11 protein-coding genes are annotated in these 17668 nt (G+C 66.1%); 4 read left to right on the forward strand and 7 right to left on the reverse strand.

Annotated elements, in window-relative coordinates; translation table 11 throughout:
* The 3 genes from K940_RS0117830 to K940_RS28935 all read left to right on the forward strand — a co-directional run.
* Positions 1 to 343, forward strand: a 343-nt coding sequence (locus K940_RS0117830; RefSeq protein ID WP_028478656.1) for a transposase, incomplete at its 5' end; no start/stop codon positions are given.
* A 120-nt stretch (positions 344 to 463) separates the two neighbouring features.
* The gene (locus tag K940_RS0117835) at positions 464 to 1867 is read left to right on the forward strand and encodes an IS1380 family transposase (protein WP_028478657.1); all 1404 of its coding nucleotides are present in this window, start codon (positions 464 to 466) and stop codon (positions 1865 to 1867) included.
* A gap of 1730 nt (positions 1868 to 3597) precedes the next feature.
* Positions 3598 to 5565 (forward strand): AfsR/SARP family transcriptional regulator, encoded by a 1968-nt coding sequence (locus K940_RS28935; RefSeq protein WP_155980937.1) that lies wholly within the window; start codon positions 3598 to 3600, stop codon positions 5563 to 5565.
* Here the strand turns inward: K940_RS28935 and K940_RS28940 are convergent.
* Together K940_RS28940 and K940_RS0117855 are read right to left on the reverse strand one after the other, a co-directional pair.
* A complete protein-coding gene (locus K940_RS28940; protein WP_051407322.1) occupies positions 5498 to 6295 on the reverse strand; it encodes a thioesterase II family protein in 798 nt (265 codons plus the stop codon). The two genes, K940_RS28935 and K940_RS28940, sit on opposite strands and share 68 nt — an antisense overlap.
* A gap of 23 nt (positions 6296 to 6318) precedes the next feature.
* Positions 6319 to 7194: a metallophosphoesterase gene (locus tag K940_RS0117855; protein ID WP_028478658.1), complete on the reverse strand. Its 876-nt coding sequence runs from the start codon at positions 7192 to 7194 to the stop codon at positions 6319 to 6321.
* 262 nt (positions 7195 to 7456) lie between these two features.
* On the opposite strand from K940_RS0117855, the gene K940_RS0117860 reads away from it, so the two are divergent.
* On the forward strand, positions 7457 to 8122 hold the full coding sequence (locus K940_RS0117860) for a class I SAM-dependent methyltransferase (protein ID WP_028478659.1): 666 nt from the start codon (positions 7457 to 7459) through the stop codon (positions 8120 to 8122).
* On the opposite strand, the gene K940_RS0117865 is transcribed toward K940_RS0117860, so the two are convergent.
* The 5 genes from K940_RS0117865 to K940_RS0117885 are packed head-to-tail and all read right to left on the reverse strand — an operon-like array spanning position 8097 to position 17660.
* Positions 8097 to 9218, reverse strand: coding sequence for an HAD family hydrolase (locus K940_RS0117865; protein WP_028478660.1), 1122 nt, complete (start codon positions 9216 to 9218; stop codon positions 8097 to 8099). The two genes, K940_RS0117860 and K940_RS0117865, sit on opposite strands and share 26 nt — an antisense overlap.
* Positions 9215 to 10354 carry an acyl-CoA dehydrogenase family protein gene (locus K940_RS0117870; RefSeq protein WP_028478661.1) on the reverse strand — a complete coding sequence of 380 codons (1140 nt, stop codon included), beginning with the start codon at positions 10352 to 10354 and terminating at the stop codon, positions 9215 to 9217. Before K940_RS0117870 ends, K940_RS0117865 begins: the two co-directional genes overlap by 4 nt.
* On the reverse strand, positions 10351 to 10626 hold the full coding sequence (locus tag K940_RS0117875) for an acyl carrier protein (protein WP_051407323.1): 276 nt from the start codon (positions 10624 to 10626) through the stop codon (positions 10351 to 10353). The genes K940_RS0117870 and K940_RS0117875 overlap by 4 nt, the downstream gene beginning before the upstream one ends.
* Positions 10627 to 10636: 10 nt before the next feature.
* Positions 10637 to 11509 (reverse strand): 3-hydroxyacyl-CoA dehydrogenase family protein, encoded by an 873-nt coding sequence (locus tag K940_RS0117880; protein WP_051407324.1) that lies wholly within the window; start codon positions 11507 to 11509, stop codon positions 10637 to 10639.
* 28 nt (positions 11510 to 11537) lie between these two features.
* Positions 11538 to 17660 (reverse strand): type I polyketide synthase, encoded by a 6123-nt coding sequence (locus K940_RS0117885; protein ID WP_028478664.1) that lies wholly within the window; start codon positions 17658 to 17660, stop codon positions 11538 to 11540.
* Positions 17661 to 17668: the final 8 nt, after the last annotated feature.

A 17668-nucleotide genomic window follows, 5' to 3' on the forward strand; every position in this document is an offset into this window, starting at 1 on the left:
CGGGTTCCTCACCTTCTGCAAGCGTCTGATCAGCGGCTACGACACCAAGATCCACCTGGTCGTGGACCGGCACCCGGTCCACCGCGCCAAGACCACCACAGCGTGGATGCACACCCACCGCGACCGGATCGAACTGCACTACCTCCCGGCATACGCCCCACACCTCAACCCCGACGAACTGGTCAACGCAGACCTCAAACGCGTCCTGGCCGACGAGAACATCCTCAACCCAGAACAAATGGAACTGGCGGTTCGCTCGTTCTTCCGGCGCATCCAGAAACTCCCCGGCCATGTCCGCGGCTACTTCCAAGCCCCACACACCATTTACGCTTCAACCATTTAGCCTCGATCCACCGATGAAATCGGTGAATCGAGTGTGTTGAAATGAGGAAAGTGTCTTCTGACCTGGGATGATTGGAGTTATCACACAAGCAATCAAGGCCGGATCAGAAAGACACTTTCAGTGCTATTGTTCCACAGGTTCGCCGAGGACTCGGCGAGGTTCGATGATGATGACCTCGTGTCGTGCGCGGGGCTGGTCCCGGTGATGAGGTTGGCCGAGCAGACCGGCTTGACCAGCATGTTGTCCGAGAAAGTCGTCATCGCCGCGCCCCGGATCAAGTCCGGATCAGCGAACCCGGCACCGGAGCTGGCAACTTTGATCGCGGGCATGTGCGCGGGCGCGGACTGTATCGATGATATCGATCTGCTGCGCAGCGGCGGGGCGGAGGCACTGTTCGAGGGCGTGTATGCACCCTCGACGGTCGGAACGTTGTTGCGGGAGTTGACCTTCGGGCATGCCATGCAGCTGGAATCAGTGCTGGGCGATCATCTGCTGGCCCTGGCCGCACGGACCGATCTGCTGCCCGGCGCCGGGGTCCGGGCTTTCGTCGATATCGACTCGCTACTGCGTCCGGTCTACGGTCACCAGAAACAAGGCGCGTCCTACGGGCACACCAAGATCGCGGGCAAACAGGTTCTCCGCAAAGGGCTTTCATTTCTGGCCACCACGATCAGCACCGACCTGGCCGCCCCGGTGATCGCGGGGATGCGCCTGCGTGCGGGCAAGACCGGCTCCGGCAAGGGCGCCGCGTCGATGGTCACCCGCGCGATCGGCATCGCCCGCGCCTCCGGCGCGGCCGGGCAGATCCTGGTCCGTGGCGATTCGGCTTACGGCAACCACAAAGTCGTGCGCGCCGCGGTGCGAGCGGGTGCGCAGTTCTCGCTGGTGATGACTCGCAACGCGGCCATCCAACAGGCGATCGCCGCGATCAGCGAGGATGCGCGGACGCCCGTGAAGTATCCCGGTGCGGTCCGCGATCCCGATACCGGCGAGTGGATATCCGGCGCCGAGGTCGCCGAAACCTCCTACACTGCTTTCGCTTCCACCAAAGACCGGATCACCGCCCGGCTGGTTGTGCGGCGTGTGAAAGACGCCCGCTACCTCGACGCGCTGTTCCCGGTCTGGCGATACCACCCGTTCTTCACCAACTCGACCGAACCGGTCGCAGACGCCGATATCACCCACCGCAAACACGCCGTCATCGAGACCGTGTTCGCGGACCTGATCGACGGACCACTGGCTCACATTCCCTCGGGCCGGTTCGGCGCCAACTCCGCCTGGGTGTTGTGCGCCGCGATCGCCCACAACCTGCTGCACTCCATCGGCATCCTCGCCGGCGGGAAACACGGCCGAGCCCGTGCCGCCACCCTGCGCCGCAAGATCGTGAACATCCCCGCCCGCCTGGCCCGCCCGCAACGCCGCCCGGTCCTGCACCTGCCCCGCCACTGGCCCTGGACCGAGGCATGGCTGATGTTGTGGCACAACACAATCGGCTACACACCACCACAGCCTGCTACCGCCTGACCACCCGGCCCGAACGGCCCCGAACCAAAGCAACGTGGAAAAGCCGGGCAGACCGGCGGCTACCTCACACACGAAAACCACTGGTCAGCGCGCCGCAGGCGCGCAGACCAGCCCGAAAACCGGGTCGGTGGATTCAGGTTTAGTTCCTGGTCAATATCTCTATGCGACATGAACAGCCTTCCGTTCTTCAGCTGTTCGCACCTCTGCGTGAACATTTGTGTCACAATGATATTGGAGCTGCAAAAGTATAATGACCTGAGCAAGTGGTCACGCCTCCTCAGTTCATCGACACTCGGAAATTCATGAGAAGTAGGCGTATATATTCCAGAAGGATCGACCTGGACTCTCCAACCAACTAGGTCACCTCGCGAGGTCGACAGAGACGCCGTGTTCGATATCTTCTGGGCCGCCCGACTCGACAGTCGACTCAACGAGATCGAATCGCCGACGGCACAAACGCGGAGATCGTAGCTGCACCAACATGCACTACTGGCGGAGTATAGACCGACTGCACAAACGCAGGCTCGTTCGAGGCCGAGAAGCCGGCACGGGAAATCGAATACGAGACAGGACTCGAGCGTCACGTTGACCTCGCCTTGGAGGCCGGCCGCGGCGTAGCGACATTCCAGAAACAGCCACGCGTCATCCACTACGAGATCGAGGCCGGCCTTCACCAAGCTGCGCATGCGGCCCGTGAAGCAGACAATAAGCGCTCGCGGAACCGACCCAACGGCTCGGGCAAACATTGGCGGATATGCCCGCCTTCACGACGACGTGTGGCCCTGAGGGCCGGGGAGACACGGACGAGCCAATTTCGCTCGGCGCCTATGCCTATCGACCCAACCGGAGGAGTGTCGTTGGTGGACGTTGTGCCGGACGCCGGCCGAGTAGGCCTCGCTAGCCCAATCCTGACAGCTCCACCGGGCCAACAGCAGCCCAGCCACCGACGGCAGCTCGCAGGTCGCCGAAGAAACCGCGCTACCCCTGATGCCGCTCCGCCGGACCCGATACGCCACGAGACTCAACCTTGCCCAGTGGACTACCCCGTATGCTCCCCGACCGAAGCTCTCGACTGCGCCTTGCAACGACCCCACCGCCCGGCGATCCTCGACCAACCGACAGGTGCACCCACTGGTCTCGAACGCAGTTCGAGACGATCGACACATATGTTGAGACTCAAGTACATCCGATAGGCAAGCATCCAGGCGGTCTGGGAACGACTCGGAACCCATGAGATGCTCGATCCCGCAGATCATCGAGGGTTGGCAAGCACGGTCACAGTGTATGTAACAATCGCCCTATCCACGCTCGGTGCGCAGATGACGGGCGGCGATACTGCCGCAGCAACGGTGCTCCGAACGCACAGAATGCCATCTGCCCGGGCCGGTCCACAATCCCATCGATTTCGCCGACCGAGGCAGCCTGCGTCGTCCCTGCTCGCGGTCGTCCCTGCTCGCGCGTCAGCTGTTCCCCTTAGTGACGAAACCGTCACTAGGAGAGTACTTCTCAGTCGAATCGATTGACAATGGGATGAATTTCTACAATCATCAGCGACGGCACTCGGCTATCGGGTTGCTCTCACCCTCGACGACGAGCAGTCTCTCAAACCACCCCCGAAGCAAGCTAACCTTGTCCACTTTTCGGGAAGCCCAGGGTGAGCGGGCAGTGTCGCAGCGCTGGATGGTTGTCCGGCTGCGGTGAATGAGCAAGTCTGCGCGTCAGGAGTGGTAGTGGAGTTCCAGATCCTCGGTCCATTGGTCGTCCGTTCGGGGGATCGTGAGGTGGCTATCTCGGCACCACGGCAACGCGTCATTCTGACAACACTGTTGCTCAATCCCAATCAGGTCGTTTCCGTCGACCGCATCGCACAATTCGTCTGGGACCATCCACTGCCGCCGAGCGCGGCGGCCACGGTTCGCACGTATGTCATGCGTTTGCGCCGGGCGCTGGGTTCGTTCGGGGAGGAGCCGATCCAAACGCGCACGCCCGGCTATCTCGTCCGGATCCAGGAGAACGACACCGATTTGGGCCGGTTCTTGGCGCGTCGGCGGGCGGCGAAGGGGCTCGCCGAGTCGGGTGATCTGGCCGCAGCGGTCGAGGAGCTCGATCGGGGGCTGGGTTTGTGGCGCAGCGAGCCGTTCGTGGATGTGCCGTGCGCGCGGCTGCACGAGCGCGAAGGGGGCCATCTGCGAGAACTACGGCTGCAGACCTTGGGTTGGCGGATGGACATGCAACTGGAGCTGGGTCGGCATACCGAAGTTCTGCCCGAGCTATGGAGAATCGTTCGTGAACAGCCATTGAACGAGGCCTTCGTCGGTCGGCTCATGCTTGCGTTGTTCCGCTCCGGTCAGCAACCGGAAGCGCTCGCGCTCTTCCAGCATGTGCGCAACGAACTCATCGGTCAGTTCGCAATGGAGCCCGGTGCACAACTGCGCGAAATCCAGCGTCGGATCCTGTGCGGTGAGGACAATTCGGTGGCCATTGGCGCCCCATGCGCAACGGATCCAGCGGAGATACCTATGCCCGCACAACTGCCGCCACAGGTGCGAGACTTCGCCGGCAGGAGCGTCGAAATTCGTGAGCTGCGCGAACTACTCACCGCTGAAGACGACACGCAGCCAGTGGCGTGCGGCGTCGTCACCGGACCTGCCGGGGTCGGCAAGACCAGTCTGCTGCTGCGGGTCGCCCACGCCGTGAGCGGTGACTATCCCGACGGACAACTCTATGCCAGCCTCGAAAACTCGCAGGGAGCAACCGTAGACCCCGCGTCCGTGGCGATGCGATTCTTGATCGGGCTGGGAGTGTCCCCATCTGTCATACCGGATGCAGATCCCGATCGCCTGGATCTCTACCGGTCGGTCATCGCTCGGCGCCGGATTCTCATCGTGCTCGATGACGCCTGCGACGCATCTGGAGTGCGTGCGTTGATGCCAGGTAGCGGTTCCAGCCGAATGCTGGTCGGTAGTCGCAGACGCCTCGCCGATCTCGATGCATCCAGCACGATCGTCCTGGATTCGTTGGATGAGCAGAACTCGATGAAATTGTTGGCCGGGATGATCGGCAGACAAAGAATCGATGCGGAGATCGATTCTGCCCGTATGGTCGTGGCGGTATGTTCCGGCTTGCCTCTGGCCTTGCGTGTCGTCGGATTGCGTCTACTCGACCGCCCCGATCGCAGGATCTGCGACATCGCCCGCAAGCTGGTGGATTCCGACCAGTTCCTGGACGAATTACAGGTCGGGGACGTCGCGGTGCGATCGGCCCTGGGCCGCGCGTATGACGCGCTGAACCAGCGTTCCCGAGGTGAGAAAGATCTACGAAAGGCCTTCCGTTGGCTCGGTGTCATCGTGGGCCACGGTATCCGGCCCCGAGCGGTAGCCGTGCTGTTGGAGTGCTCGGAGAGCCTGGCGGAGGAGTTGCTGGAGGATTTGGCCGACCTGCACCTGGTGCGTGGGCAGGGCGGAGGCCAGTATGTCATGGACCACTCGAGCTGGGTCTTCGCCTGCGAGCGCCTGTATCAAGAGGAACTATCCGGGTGCTATGTGGCAGCGCTGCAGCGCCTGAACCGACACGGGTACCCGACCGAGCTACCGTTCGCCCCTTGCGGGGAGCGCTCCTCCGACACTCGGATCATCGTGACGGAGGTACCCGACCCATCCGGTGCGGAGTTGCTCGGGAGTTCGGACCGGTCGCAGTGAAATGTTCCGACAGCACGCCCGACACCGCGGTGTCGTTGTCGCTCAGGAAGAAGTGACCACCACGGAATACCCTGAGATCGAAAGGGTCTTGTGAGTGTCGGATCCACTCCCGCGCTTCATCGATCGTGGTCTGCGGATCTCGATCACCGGTAAGGACGGTGATCGAGCAGGGCGGCGGACCGTCCGGCACGAACCGGTAGCGCTCCACGGCGCGGTAGTCGCTGCGCAATGCGGGGAGGATCATCTCCAGCAACTCCGGGTCCTGGAGAAGCTGAGATTCGGTACCACCGAGGGAACGAACCTCGGCGATGATTCCCGCGTCATCGCGCAAGTGCACCGCCTCGGAACGGTGCAGGTGAGGAGCCCGGCGACCAGAGGCGAACAGGTGCAGCGCCCATCCGGGATCGTCTCGCCGCAAGCGACGGGCCACCTCGAAAGCAATGACAGCGCCCATGCTGTGCCCGAAGAAGGTGAGCGGCCCGCAGGGCCAGGTCCGCATGATCGCGTGGATGTGGTCGGCCAGTACCCCGATATCGTCGATGCCGGGTTCGTTTCGCCGATCTTGACGGCCGGGGTACTGGACTGCGATGACTTCGATGTCCGGTGCGAGTGCCCGTGCGACGGGCTGAAAGTAGCTCGCCGAACCACCGGCGTGCGGGAAGCAGACGAGGCGGTGCTGGGCCTCTTCTTCGGGGTGCAGGTGCCTGAACCAGGTCTGTTCGTCGTCCATGGTGCCCTCTCTACGGTGTCCGCTCACAATCGCCCCATCCCGAACCACATTTCCGTGCGGGGGCCGATGTCCGGAAGGATCTGCCGAGGGCGGCTCAGCGCCGCGCCGTACACGCGCCGTTCACGCGGATAACCCAGCGACACTTCTTCGAATCGAACACCGTCGTGCCACGTGGTGCGGGGAACGTGTAGGTGTCCGTACACGACGGCAGCGACGCCGAAGCGGGTATGCCAGTCGGCCGTACGCTCGGTGCCGCACCACTGCGCGAAAATCGGGTAGCGCAAGATTCGGGTCGGGGTACGCACCAGCGGATAGTGATTGACCAGTACCTTGGGCAGGGCGGGGTCACATGCTTGCAAGCGCTGCTCGGCGGCCGACACCCGAGACTCGCACCACGCTTCCCGGCACGGATACGGATCGGCGTGCAACATGAATTCGTCGGTGCATACCACGCCCGTCTCGTGCGCGAGAGTCAACGCCTCCTGCTTGGTGGTGACACCGGCAGGCAGGAAGGTGTAGTCGTAGAGCAGGAACAGCGGCGCGATCAGCATCGGCCCGCCGGGGCCGTGCCAGATCGGGTACGGGTCCTCGGGTGTCACCACGCCGAGGCTGCGACACAACTCGATCAGCCGGTCGTATCGTGCGACGCCGCGCAGCGTCACCGGATCATCGGGAAGTGTCCACAGCTCGTGGTTGCCTGGCACCCACACCACGGTGGCGAATCGCTCGGCGAGCACACTCAGAGCCCATTCCACGTCACAGAACCGCTCGGCGACATCCCCCGCAACCAGCAGCCAATCCTGGGGTGAGTCCGGACGCATCCGTGCCACGATCTCCCGATTCTCCTGATGCCCGATATGCAGGTCACTGATGGCGAGCAAGGTGCCGTCTGCGGTCACGACGGCATCCTCGCGACGGCGCAGCGGCGGGCGGAATTCGATAGAGCAGGCATTACTCGGAGGGTATTGCAGAATCGCGGCTCAGGCGTTCCGCCTCGATATCGTCGAGCCTGCGCGCAGGTCACCAGCACGTCACAGAGACGCTATCCGCCACTGCCATTCTCGGACTTCGCCTGCCACGGCCACCCCTTGCCGCCGGACTGCCTCGGATCGACCGCTTGGACCGATTCCCACCCTGACCCATTCCCTACGAAGGATCTTCATGGCCGACCAGATCACCGTCACCGCGAAACTCACCGACTACATCCGGCAGGTCTCTCTTCGAGAGGACGACATCTTGCACGAATTGCGAAAGGAGACAGCTGATCTGCCCGGCGGGGCGGTCATGCAGGTCCTCGCCGAGGAGGGCCAGCTACTGGCGTTGCTCGCCGGCCTCACCAGCGCCCGATCGATCCTCGAGATCGGTACGTTCACCGGCTACAGCACGCTGTGCCTCGCCCGCGCCCTGCCCGCCGACGGGCGGCTGGTCACTTGTGACATCACCGATCGATGGCCCGCGATCGGCGCTCCCTACTGGCAGCGGGCAGGCGTGCGCGACCGCATCGACCTGCGCGTCGGTGACGCTTGCGCGACTCTGGAGCAGATGCTGGCCACAGAGGGTGCAGAGATCTTCGATCTGGTGTTCATCGACGCGGACAAGGCCAATTACCCTCGCTACTTGGAGTTTTCGCTTGCACTGATCCGATCGGGCGGTCTGATCGTGGTGGACAACACGTTGTTCTTCGGGCGGGTGGCCGATCCGGATGTGCAGGACCCGGACACCGAAGGGGTTCGCGAGCTCAATGCACGCCTACGATCGGACGAGCGGGTGGAGATCAGCATGCTGAGCATGGCTGACGGCATCACCCTGGTCCGGCGCCTGTTCTGAGCGGCGGCGCGGCGGTCAGGTCGGCGGCGTCGATCCGCATGGTGGTCGACCCACGCCACGCGGCAGGGAACAGATGCAGTCGCTGGATGTCCCCGGCCTCGGCGGCGACCAGGACGGTACTGCAGGCGCACGGCTGTTCATCGAAGCCGGCAAAGCGGTAAGCGACCTCCATGATGCGGTTGCGGTGCGTGGGGCGGAAGTCGGCCACGAAATGCACACCCGCTCGGTAAGCCTGATCGGTCAGCCAGGCCAGCAGCGTGGATCCGGCTCCAAAGGACACGACCCGGCACGACGTGGCCAACAACCGCAAATGCCATACGGCATCGTGCTTCTCGATCAGGATGACGCCCACCGCGCCGTGCGGGCCGAATCGGTCGGTCATAGCTGCCACCAAGACCTCGTGGTTCGGGTCGCGCAGCAGGCTGCGCAGGGTGGTGTCCGAGTAGTGCACTCCGGTCGCGTTCATCTGGCTGGTACGCAGCGTCAGCTCCTCGACCCGGGACAGCTCCTCCTCGGTTGCACGCCCGATCCGCAGGACGAGTTCCAGCGAGCGCAGGAAATCCTCGTCCGCGCCTTCGAACTCCGCGCGTTCCGCGTCGCGCCGAAACCCGGCCTGGTACATCTGCCTTCGGCGCCGTGAGTCCACCGTGTTCGTCACCGGCGTGAACTCGGGCAGACCGGTGAGCGTCGCAGCCGTCTCGGCAGAATAGCAACGCACCTCGGGTAGGTAATAGTTCACTTCCGCCCGCTCGACCGGTTGGTCGTCGATGAACGCGATTGTGGACGGAGCGAAGTTCAGCTTCTCCGCAATGCGGCGCACCGCATCGGACTTGCGTCCCCAGCCGATCTCCGGCAGGACGAAGTATTCCGCGAGCCCGAAGGCCGCCAACCGGTTCCAAGCCATGTCGTGGTCGTTACGGCTGGAGATGGACTGCAGGACACCGCGGGAGTCCAGTTCGATGATGACGTCCCGAATGGCCGGGTCGAGCGCCACCTCACCATCCTCGAGCAGCGTGCCTTGCCACAGTGTGTCGTCGAGGTCCCAGACCAGGCACTTCACCGTGGGCGGCGGTTCGGATACGGATCTGTCGGTCATGAAGGCCTCTCGATGCATTCGTTCGGTCGGACATTGGCCAGCACGTGGTCGGCCAGCAGCAGCTGGCACATCTCGTTGCTGCCCTCGATGATTTCCATGCACTTGGCATCGCGATAGGCGCGCGCCACGGTGTGGCCTTCTCTGGTGCCGGCGGAGGCCAGCACCTGCACGGCGACCGCGGCGGCGCGGGCCGCTGCGGTCGCGCTGACATGTTTGGCCAGCACAGTGGCCACCACCTGATCCGGCAGCCCCTCGTCCCAGCAGCGGCTCGCGTGCTCGCAGACCCGAAGGGTGGTCTGTTCGGCAATCATCAAATCGGCGAGATGCCCGGCGACGAGCTGGTGTTCGCCCAGTGTTCGGCCGAATTGCCGGCGAGACTTGGCGTGCGTCCCGGCTGCGGCCAGGCACGCGCGTAGGATGCCGACGCATCCCCAGGCGACCGACATCCGGCCGTAGGCGAGCGCGGTGGTCACCACCAGCGGCAGGAATTGCCCCCCGCCACCGAGCAGCTGCGCGGCGGGCACCTGTACCCGGGTCAATCGCACGTCGGCGTGACCGGCGGCACGACAACCGAGCGGATCCGCGATGCGGTCGATACGCACACCGGGGGCATCTGTCGGCACCACGACGGCGCCTGCGCCTCCGTCGTCCATGATGCCGACGACGACCACGTAGTCGGCATACGTCACGGCGGTCGACCAGGTCTTGTGACCGTCGACCACGAGCATGTCCCGGTCGCGGACTATTCGGGTCCTGATCGCCGACAGATCGCTCCCGGCACCGGGTTCGCTGAAGGCGACCGCAGCCAGCGTTCCTCCGGTGAGCCGGGGCAACAGGTCGGCCTGCTGCGCCTCGCTGCCCAGACGCGCGATGGTCCACGCCGCCATCCCTTGCGAGGTCATGATGCTGCGCAGGGACGAACAGAGGCTGCCCACGTGCGCGGTGAACTCGCCGTCGCGGGCACTGTCCCAGCCGAGGCCCCCGTAACCGGCTGGTACCTGCGGGCACAGGTATCCGGCGGCGCCGAGCTTCCTCAGCAGATCCGACGGCAGGGTCCCGGCGCGGTCCCAGTGCTCCGCCTGGTCGCCGACGAAACCCGTGACCGTCGCACAAGCCGCGGTGAGCCCGCCGCTCACTGGTCACCCCCGAGGCGCTCCACCAATGCGACCATGTTCACGACGGTCCGGAAGTTGTCCAGACGCAAATCCTTTCCGCGGATGGCGATCGCATAGGTCTGCTCCAGAAACACCACGAGTTGCATGGCGAACAGCGAGGAGAGCCCGCCTGCGGCGAAGAGATCCGCGTGCGGATCCCAGGACCGCTTGGTCTGAGTTTCGAGGAATCGCAGCACATCCTCTTGAATACCCGCATCGTGGGCCTGTTCGACGTGGGTGTTCGTTGCGTCCACTTTCGTCTCCTCAGTTCGTGTATTCGTAGAAGCCACGGCCGGCCTTGCGGCCGTGGTGGCCCAGCCGGACCTTCTCCAACAGCAGTTCGCAGGGGCGGCAACTCTCGTCGCCGGTGCGCTCGTAGAGCACCTGCAGCGAATCGACCAGGTTGTCGATGCCGATCAGATCGGCGGTATGCAGCGGCCCGGTTCGATGCCCGAGGCAGTTCTCCATCAGTGCGTCGACGTCCTCGGCACTCGCGGTGCCCTGCTGCACGATCCGCGCTGCGCCGTTGATCATCGGGTGCAGGACGCGGCTGGTGACGAAACCCGGGGTGTCGCCGACGACGACCGGCTGCTGCCCGAGCACGCCCAGCGCACGCTCGAGCGCCGCCATGGTGCGCTCACCGGTACGCGCGCCGCGGATCACCTCGACGGTCCCAATGAGGTACGGGGGGTTCATGAAGTGCGTGCCGACGACGTCCTCGGGCCGCTGCGCGTACTCGGCGAGTTCATCGATTGGGATCGACGACGTATTCGAAACCAGCGGGGTACCTGGGCGTACCACCGCCGAAAGCTCGCCGAAGATCTTCGCCTTGACCGCAAGGTCTTCGGTCGCCGCCTCGATGGCGACGGCGACGGCCGCAAGGTCTGCGACCGCGGTGGTGGTTGTCAGCGCACCGACCGTGGTGTCGTCGGCGAGCCTGCCCATCAGCTGCGCCATCCGCAATTCCGTCGCGATCCGGGCACGGGCGTTGTCGAGCCGGGTGTTGTCGATATCGACCAGCACGACCGCCAGCCCGCGAACCAACGCGAGGGTGGCGATGCCGACGCCCATGACCCCGGCGCCGACGATAGCGATCGGAGGGCCATCCGATGTGTGACCCTCGGATTCGGTCTGCATCAATGAACGCTCCTTTCAGTACATTCGGTCAAGCCAGGATCGATTCGAGCCAGTCGGAAACGGCGCCTGCTGTCGTCGCCGAGTGCTGCTCCAACATCGAGAAGTGGTCGCCGGGAACGTCGACGACGGTGTGCGCGCCCGGCCAGCGCGAGCGCCAGTCACCGACGGCGGGCGCGGTCTCGCCGAGCGGGGACGAGGCCCGCACCAGCACTGTGGGCGCCTCGACCACAGGCGGGCGGTAGTCGTCGAGGATTCGGAAGTACTTGCCCATGGCGGTGAGCCGGGCGCTGTCCATCGGCACGGCCTGATCTTCGCGATCGAACATGCCTTGCAGCAGTATGTTGTTGAACTGGGTCATCGCCTTGTCGGTCGCGAGATAGGTGTCCAGCAGAACAACGGCGGCCGGGCGGATTCCCCGCTGCTCGAGCTGACCGGCCACGCCGTGGGCGACGATGCCGCCCGAGGAGGAACCGAGCAGGATCAGCGGGCGCTCGCTGCCGACGCGCTCGAGGATCTCCTCGGCTTGGTAGTCGAACAGCGCCGACATCGTCGACGGAAGACGCTGTCCAGGTAAGAAACCCGGCGCCGCGAGCGCGCTCGCGCCGTAGGCGCCGCGGAAGTGCGCGACCAACCGGGCGTACTGGTGGCCACCACCGAGCGCAACCAGCGAACCCAGACACACCAGCTCGGGTGCGTCGGTACCGACGGTGATCCGCACCAGTTGCGGGGGATCGTCGGTGTCGCGCAGCTCGGCCCCCGTGTGGAACTCGGCCCGCAGCGCAGAAGCGTTCTTCAGCAGATCGACCGCCTCGTCGGCCTTGCCGCGACGGCACAGCTGCCGGAACAGGACACCAACCGGGTCGGAGACACGGTCGTCCGGCGGTTCCGCCGCCGGACGCTGTGCGGCCGGACCGGCTGCCGCCGACCTCCATTCCGCGACAACGAGTTGCGCCAGCTCGGCCGGGGTGCCACTGCTGAACACGACGGTGGGAAGCAGGCTGACGCCGAGGGCCTCCGCAAGGCGGTTGCGCAACTCCAGCGCGGTCAGCGAATCGAATCCGACCGAAAGGAACTGCTCGTCCGCGCCGATCGCGGCGGCATCGGCGTGCCCGAGCACCTTGGCGGCATACAGCCGGATCGTCTCCAGCACGATGCCCGGCTGTTCGTCGCTGCTCGCCGCGGTGAGTCGCTCCCGCAGTCGGTCATCGGTGGCGGACCGTACCCGACTCGCCGTCCGCACCAACGATCGCAGCAGCGGTGGCACCGGGCCGTCGCGCAATGTGGCGAAGTCGAGGTCGGCCAGGACCAGAACCGGGTCGGATACGGTCGAGGCCGCGTCGAAGAGCGCGGCGCCGGATTCAGCCGAGAGCGCCCGAATTCCGCTGCGGGACATGCGATCGAGATCTGCGATCGAAAGTTTCTCGGTCAGTTCGCTGCGCTGCTCCCACAGACCCCAGGCGAGCGACTTGGCCGGCAGGCCGGACCGATGCCGGGCGACCATCAGTGCATCCATGGCGACATTGGCCGCGGCGTACGCCGACTGCCCTGGTCCGCCGAAGGCTCCGGCTATCGAGGAGTACACGACGAACGCGCGCAGCGGCAGGCCGGATGTGGCCTCGTGCAGATTCCATGCACCGGCGATTTTGGGTTGCAGCACCTGGCTCAGCTGCCGCGGGGTGACATCGCTCAGCATGGCGTCGTCGATGACGCCGGCCGTATGCACGACCCCGGTCAGCGGATGGTGTGGCGGGATGCGTGCGAGCACTGCGTCGACCGCAGCGCGATCGGTGACATCGCAGGACTCGGCCGCCACCTGCGCGCCGAGCGCTGTCAGCTCGGCGACCAACGACACCGACTCCGCCGGGTCACGCCGCCCGACCAGCAGCAGACGGCGCACGCCGTGGCACGTCACCAGATGTCGGGCAAGTATGCCTGCGAGCGTGCCAGCACCGCCGGTCAGCAGGACGGTGCCTTCGCCGTCGAAGAGCGCGGCCGACCCGCCGGCGTCACGGACGCGAGCCAGGCGAGGAACGTGGATCTTGCCGGCCCGCAGGGCGACCTGCGATTCGTCGCGCGCCAGAACTGCGCCGAGCAATTCCGTTGTCGCTCTCGGATCATCGGTGTCGAGCAACACGATCCGGTCCGGGTGCTCCTGCTGGGCGGAGCGGACCAGGCCCCAGATGGCAGCGCCGACGATATCGACCGGCTGCTCACCGAGGTCCACGGCCCCCCGGGTCAGCACGACCAGCGGAGGGCAGCCGTCGGCGGGCCGAGTGAGCCAGGCCTGGAGGTGGGCCAGCACCTGTGCGGTGGCGGCGCACACCGCCTCTGGGGTCCCGCAACCGGTGGGCGGACATGGCAGCAACACTGCGTCCAACCCTGTCGGGTCCGCACCCACGCCGGGCAGCGTGCCGGGCAGCAGTCGGTCGTCACGATCGCCGAGTACAGCCCAGCGGCCCGACGTGGGCGGGGCGCCGATCCCGGTGGAGTCGAGCTGCGGCCATTCGACACGGAACAACGAGTCGGTCGGGGCCTGCAGCGAGTCGAAGGACGCGGTGCGCATGGTCAGCGCGCCGACGGTCACAACCGGCCGTCGGTCCTCGTCCACGACCTCGAGCGATACCGCGTCCGAGCCGACCGGCCGCAGCACGACGCGCAGCCCGCGCCCCGCCGGGACATCGGTCCAGATGCGCACGTTCTGCCACGAATAGGGCAGGGGCACACCGGTGGCGGCGGGCTGGGTGTCCGGATCCGTGTCGGCGTCCGCGTTGCGCAGTGTGATCGTATGCAGGAACGCGTCCAGCAGTGCTGGGTGCACCCGGAACTCGCCCGCCACCGTTTCCGGCAGTGCGACCTCGGCGAAGATCTCCTCACCGGCGGTCCAGGCAGCACGCAGACCACGAAACGCGGGACCGTATTCCACACCGCGCGCGTCCAGGATGCTGTAGAGCCGTGCGACTTTCATCTGCCGCGCGCCCGCGGGCGGCCAGGGCGCCCGCGGCACGTCGGGCGGGGACGGTTGGGTCACGGGGGCCAGCACGCCGCTCCCGTGGTGGGTCCATTCCGCGCCGGAGTCGACATCCTGCGGCCGCGAGTGGATTTCCAGGGTTCGCCGGCCCGTCCGGTCCGCGGCGCCGACCGTGAGGCGCAGCCGGACACCATCGGCAACTCCGCGATCGGCGGCGCCCGGCAGCACCAAGGGCGCGGCGAGGGTGAGTTCCTCGATCGAATCACAGCCGAGGTGACGGCCCGCGTGGGCGGCCATCTCGAGATAGGCGGCCCCGGGTAGCAGGACCGTGCCACGCACCGCATGATCGGCCAGCCATGGTTGAGTCGCCACCGACAGCCGCCCGGTGAACACTGTATCGCCCGTGCCGGGCAACTCGACCGCTGCACGCAACACCGGATGCCGCGGATCATCCTGTCCGATGGCGGCGGGGTCGCCACCGGCCGGAGTCGAGTCGAGCCAGTAGCGCTGGCGCTGGAAGGCGTAGGTCGGCACGTCCACCCGCCGCGCGCCGGCCCGCGCGAACGTCGGACGCCAGTCGACCGGCAAACCGGACACGTGTGCCCGACCGAGTGCGGTGAGCAGCCGAGGCATGTCAGCTTCGCCACGACGCAACGTCTCTAGGACGGTGAGACCGTCGATCCCGGCATCGGCGGCCGCATCCTGGATATTGAAGGTCAGCGTGGGATGGGGGCCGACCTCGATGAAGGTCCGGTACCCCGCGTCGAACAGGATCCGGAGGGCATCGTGGAAATACACCCCCTGCCGGAGGTTGCGGAACCAATACTCCGGCCCGAGTCGACCGGGTCGAACCCAATCGACGTCGGTGGTGGATAGCATCGGGACGGTACCCGCGCCGGGTGCCAGACCGGCGAGCGAGGTGAGCAGCGGCGCGCGCACCGAATCGATGACAGCGGAGTGCGGGGCGTAGTCGATCGGGGTCCGGAAGGCCATTACATCATCGGATTCGGCCAAGAATTCCTCGAGCGCGATCGCCTCACCGGCGAGCACCACCACGCGCGGGCCGTTGACCGCCGCAATCGACAGCCGGTCGCCGTACCCGTCGATCAGCTTCTCCGCTTCGCCGACGGTCAGCAGCACGGTCGCCATCGCACCACCACCGCTCACTGTCGCCAAGGCGCGGCTGCGGCCCACCACGATCGCGGCGGCGTCCTCGAGGGACAGTATTCCCGCAACGTACGCCGCGGCCACCTCGCCCTGGCTGTGCCCGACGACCGCTGCCGGGTCGATTCCGTGCGCTTGCCACACCGCCGCCAGCGACACCAGTACCGAGAACAGCACCGGTTGCAGTACGTCCACCCGGTCGATCGAGGGCGCTGCGGGCTCCTGCCGCAATACCGCGACCAGTGACCAATCGATATGGTTCGCGAGCACGCGTGCACAGTCGGCCATGCGAGCAGCGAAAACGGGTTCGCTGTCGAGTAGCTCACGAGCCATGCCCGGCCACTCTCCGCCGAGACCTGGAAAGACGAACACCACCTTGCCGTGCTTGCGCGCGGTGTCGCCGTCGTTGCGCCCACGCGACAGCATGTCCAGCGCGTCGAGCAACTCGACCCGGTCTGCGCCGACCAACGCCGCCCGCTTGTCGAATCGAGGCCTGGTGAGTGCAAGCGACATCGCGACATCTGCCGGGTGTAGATCGGGGTCGGCAGCGACGTGCGCGTGCAGGCGATGCGCCTGTGCGCGCAGGGCGGCGGACGTGCGAGCGGACAACAGCCAGACGGTCGGCCCGTCCGCGCGCACCGGCGGCGCGGCCTCCGGCTCCCCGGGATCGGACTCGAGTACGAGATGCGCGTTGGTGCCGCTGGCGCCGAAGGATGACACTGCGGCCCGGCGCGGATGCCCGGTGACCGGCCACGGCACAGCAGACCGCAGCAGTTCGACATCGCCTCGACTCCAGTCGATCTGGGTGCTCGGTTGATCGATGTGCAGCGAGCGAGGTAGCAGGCCGTGCCGCATGGCCAGCACCATTTTGATGATGCCGCCGACACCGGCCGCCGCCTGGGTGTGGGTCAGATTGGACTTCAGCGAACCCATCAGCAGCGGACGCCCGACCGGACGATCCTGGCCGTATACTTCGAGCACCGCCTGCGCCTCGATCGGATCGCCCAATACCGTTCCGGTGCCGTGTGCCTCGAGGGCGTCGACGTGCGCGGGCGACAAACCCGCGTTCTGTAGGGCCTTTCGGATGACTCGAACCTGCGCCGGGCCGTTGGGCGCGGTCAGACCATTGCTCGCACCGTCCTGGTTGACCGCCGAGCCACGAATGGTCGCCAGCACCGGGTGATTGTTGCGCCGCGCATCACCGAGCCGCTCCAGCACAACCATGCCGACGCCCTCACCGAAAGCGGCGCCATCGGCGCTGGCGGCGAACGATTTGCAGCGACCGTCCCTGGCGAGCCCGCCCTGACGCGACGCACCACTGAGCACCCCGGGCCCGGACATGACGGTGACCCCGCCGGCGAGGGCGAGCGCCGTATCACCGCACCGCAGAGCTTGGCAGGCCAGGTGAACAGCGACCAGGGAGGAGGAGCATGCGGTGTCCAGACTGACCGCGGGGCCCTCCAGCCCGAGCAGGTAGCTGACCCGACCGGACACGACGCTGGGGATGGTTCCGGTGCCGAGGAATCCGGCCAGGTCCTCGGGGGTATGGTCGAGGCGGCTACCGTACTCGCTGTTGATAACCCCGGCGAACACGGCGGTGTCGGTGCCGCGCAGGGTCTGCGGATCGATGCCGGCGCGCTCGATGCCTTCCCAGCAGACCTCGAGCAGCAGACGCTGCTGAGGGTCCATGGCCAATGCCTCGCGCGGGGATATCCCGAAGAAGCCGGCATCGAATTCCATTGCTTCGTGCAGGAATCCGCCCCGCAGCGGCGGATCGCCGACATCCTGCGGCAGGTCCCAGCCGCGGTCGTCCGGGACGGCCGTGACCGCGTCGCGCTCGGCGACCAGCAGATCCCACAGCTGTTCGGGTGTCCGCACGCCGCCGGGGAATCGGCAGCTCACCGCGACGATCGCCACCGGCTCCCGCAGCTGCTCGGTCAATGCGCGGTTCTGCTGTCGCAACTGCTGGTTGTCCAGCAGCGAGGCGCGCAGAGCCTCGACCACCTGGTCTGTTGTCATCGCAGTCC

This window comes from Nocardia sp. CNY236, from assembly GCF_000482385.1.
Lineage (GTDB): Bacteria > Actinomycetota > Actinomycetes > Mycobacteriales > Mycobacteriaceae > Nocardia.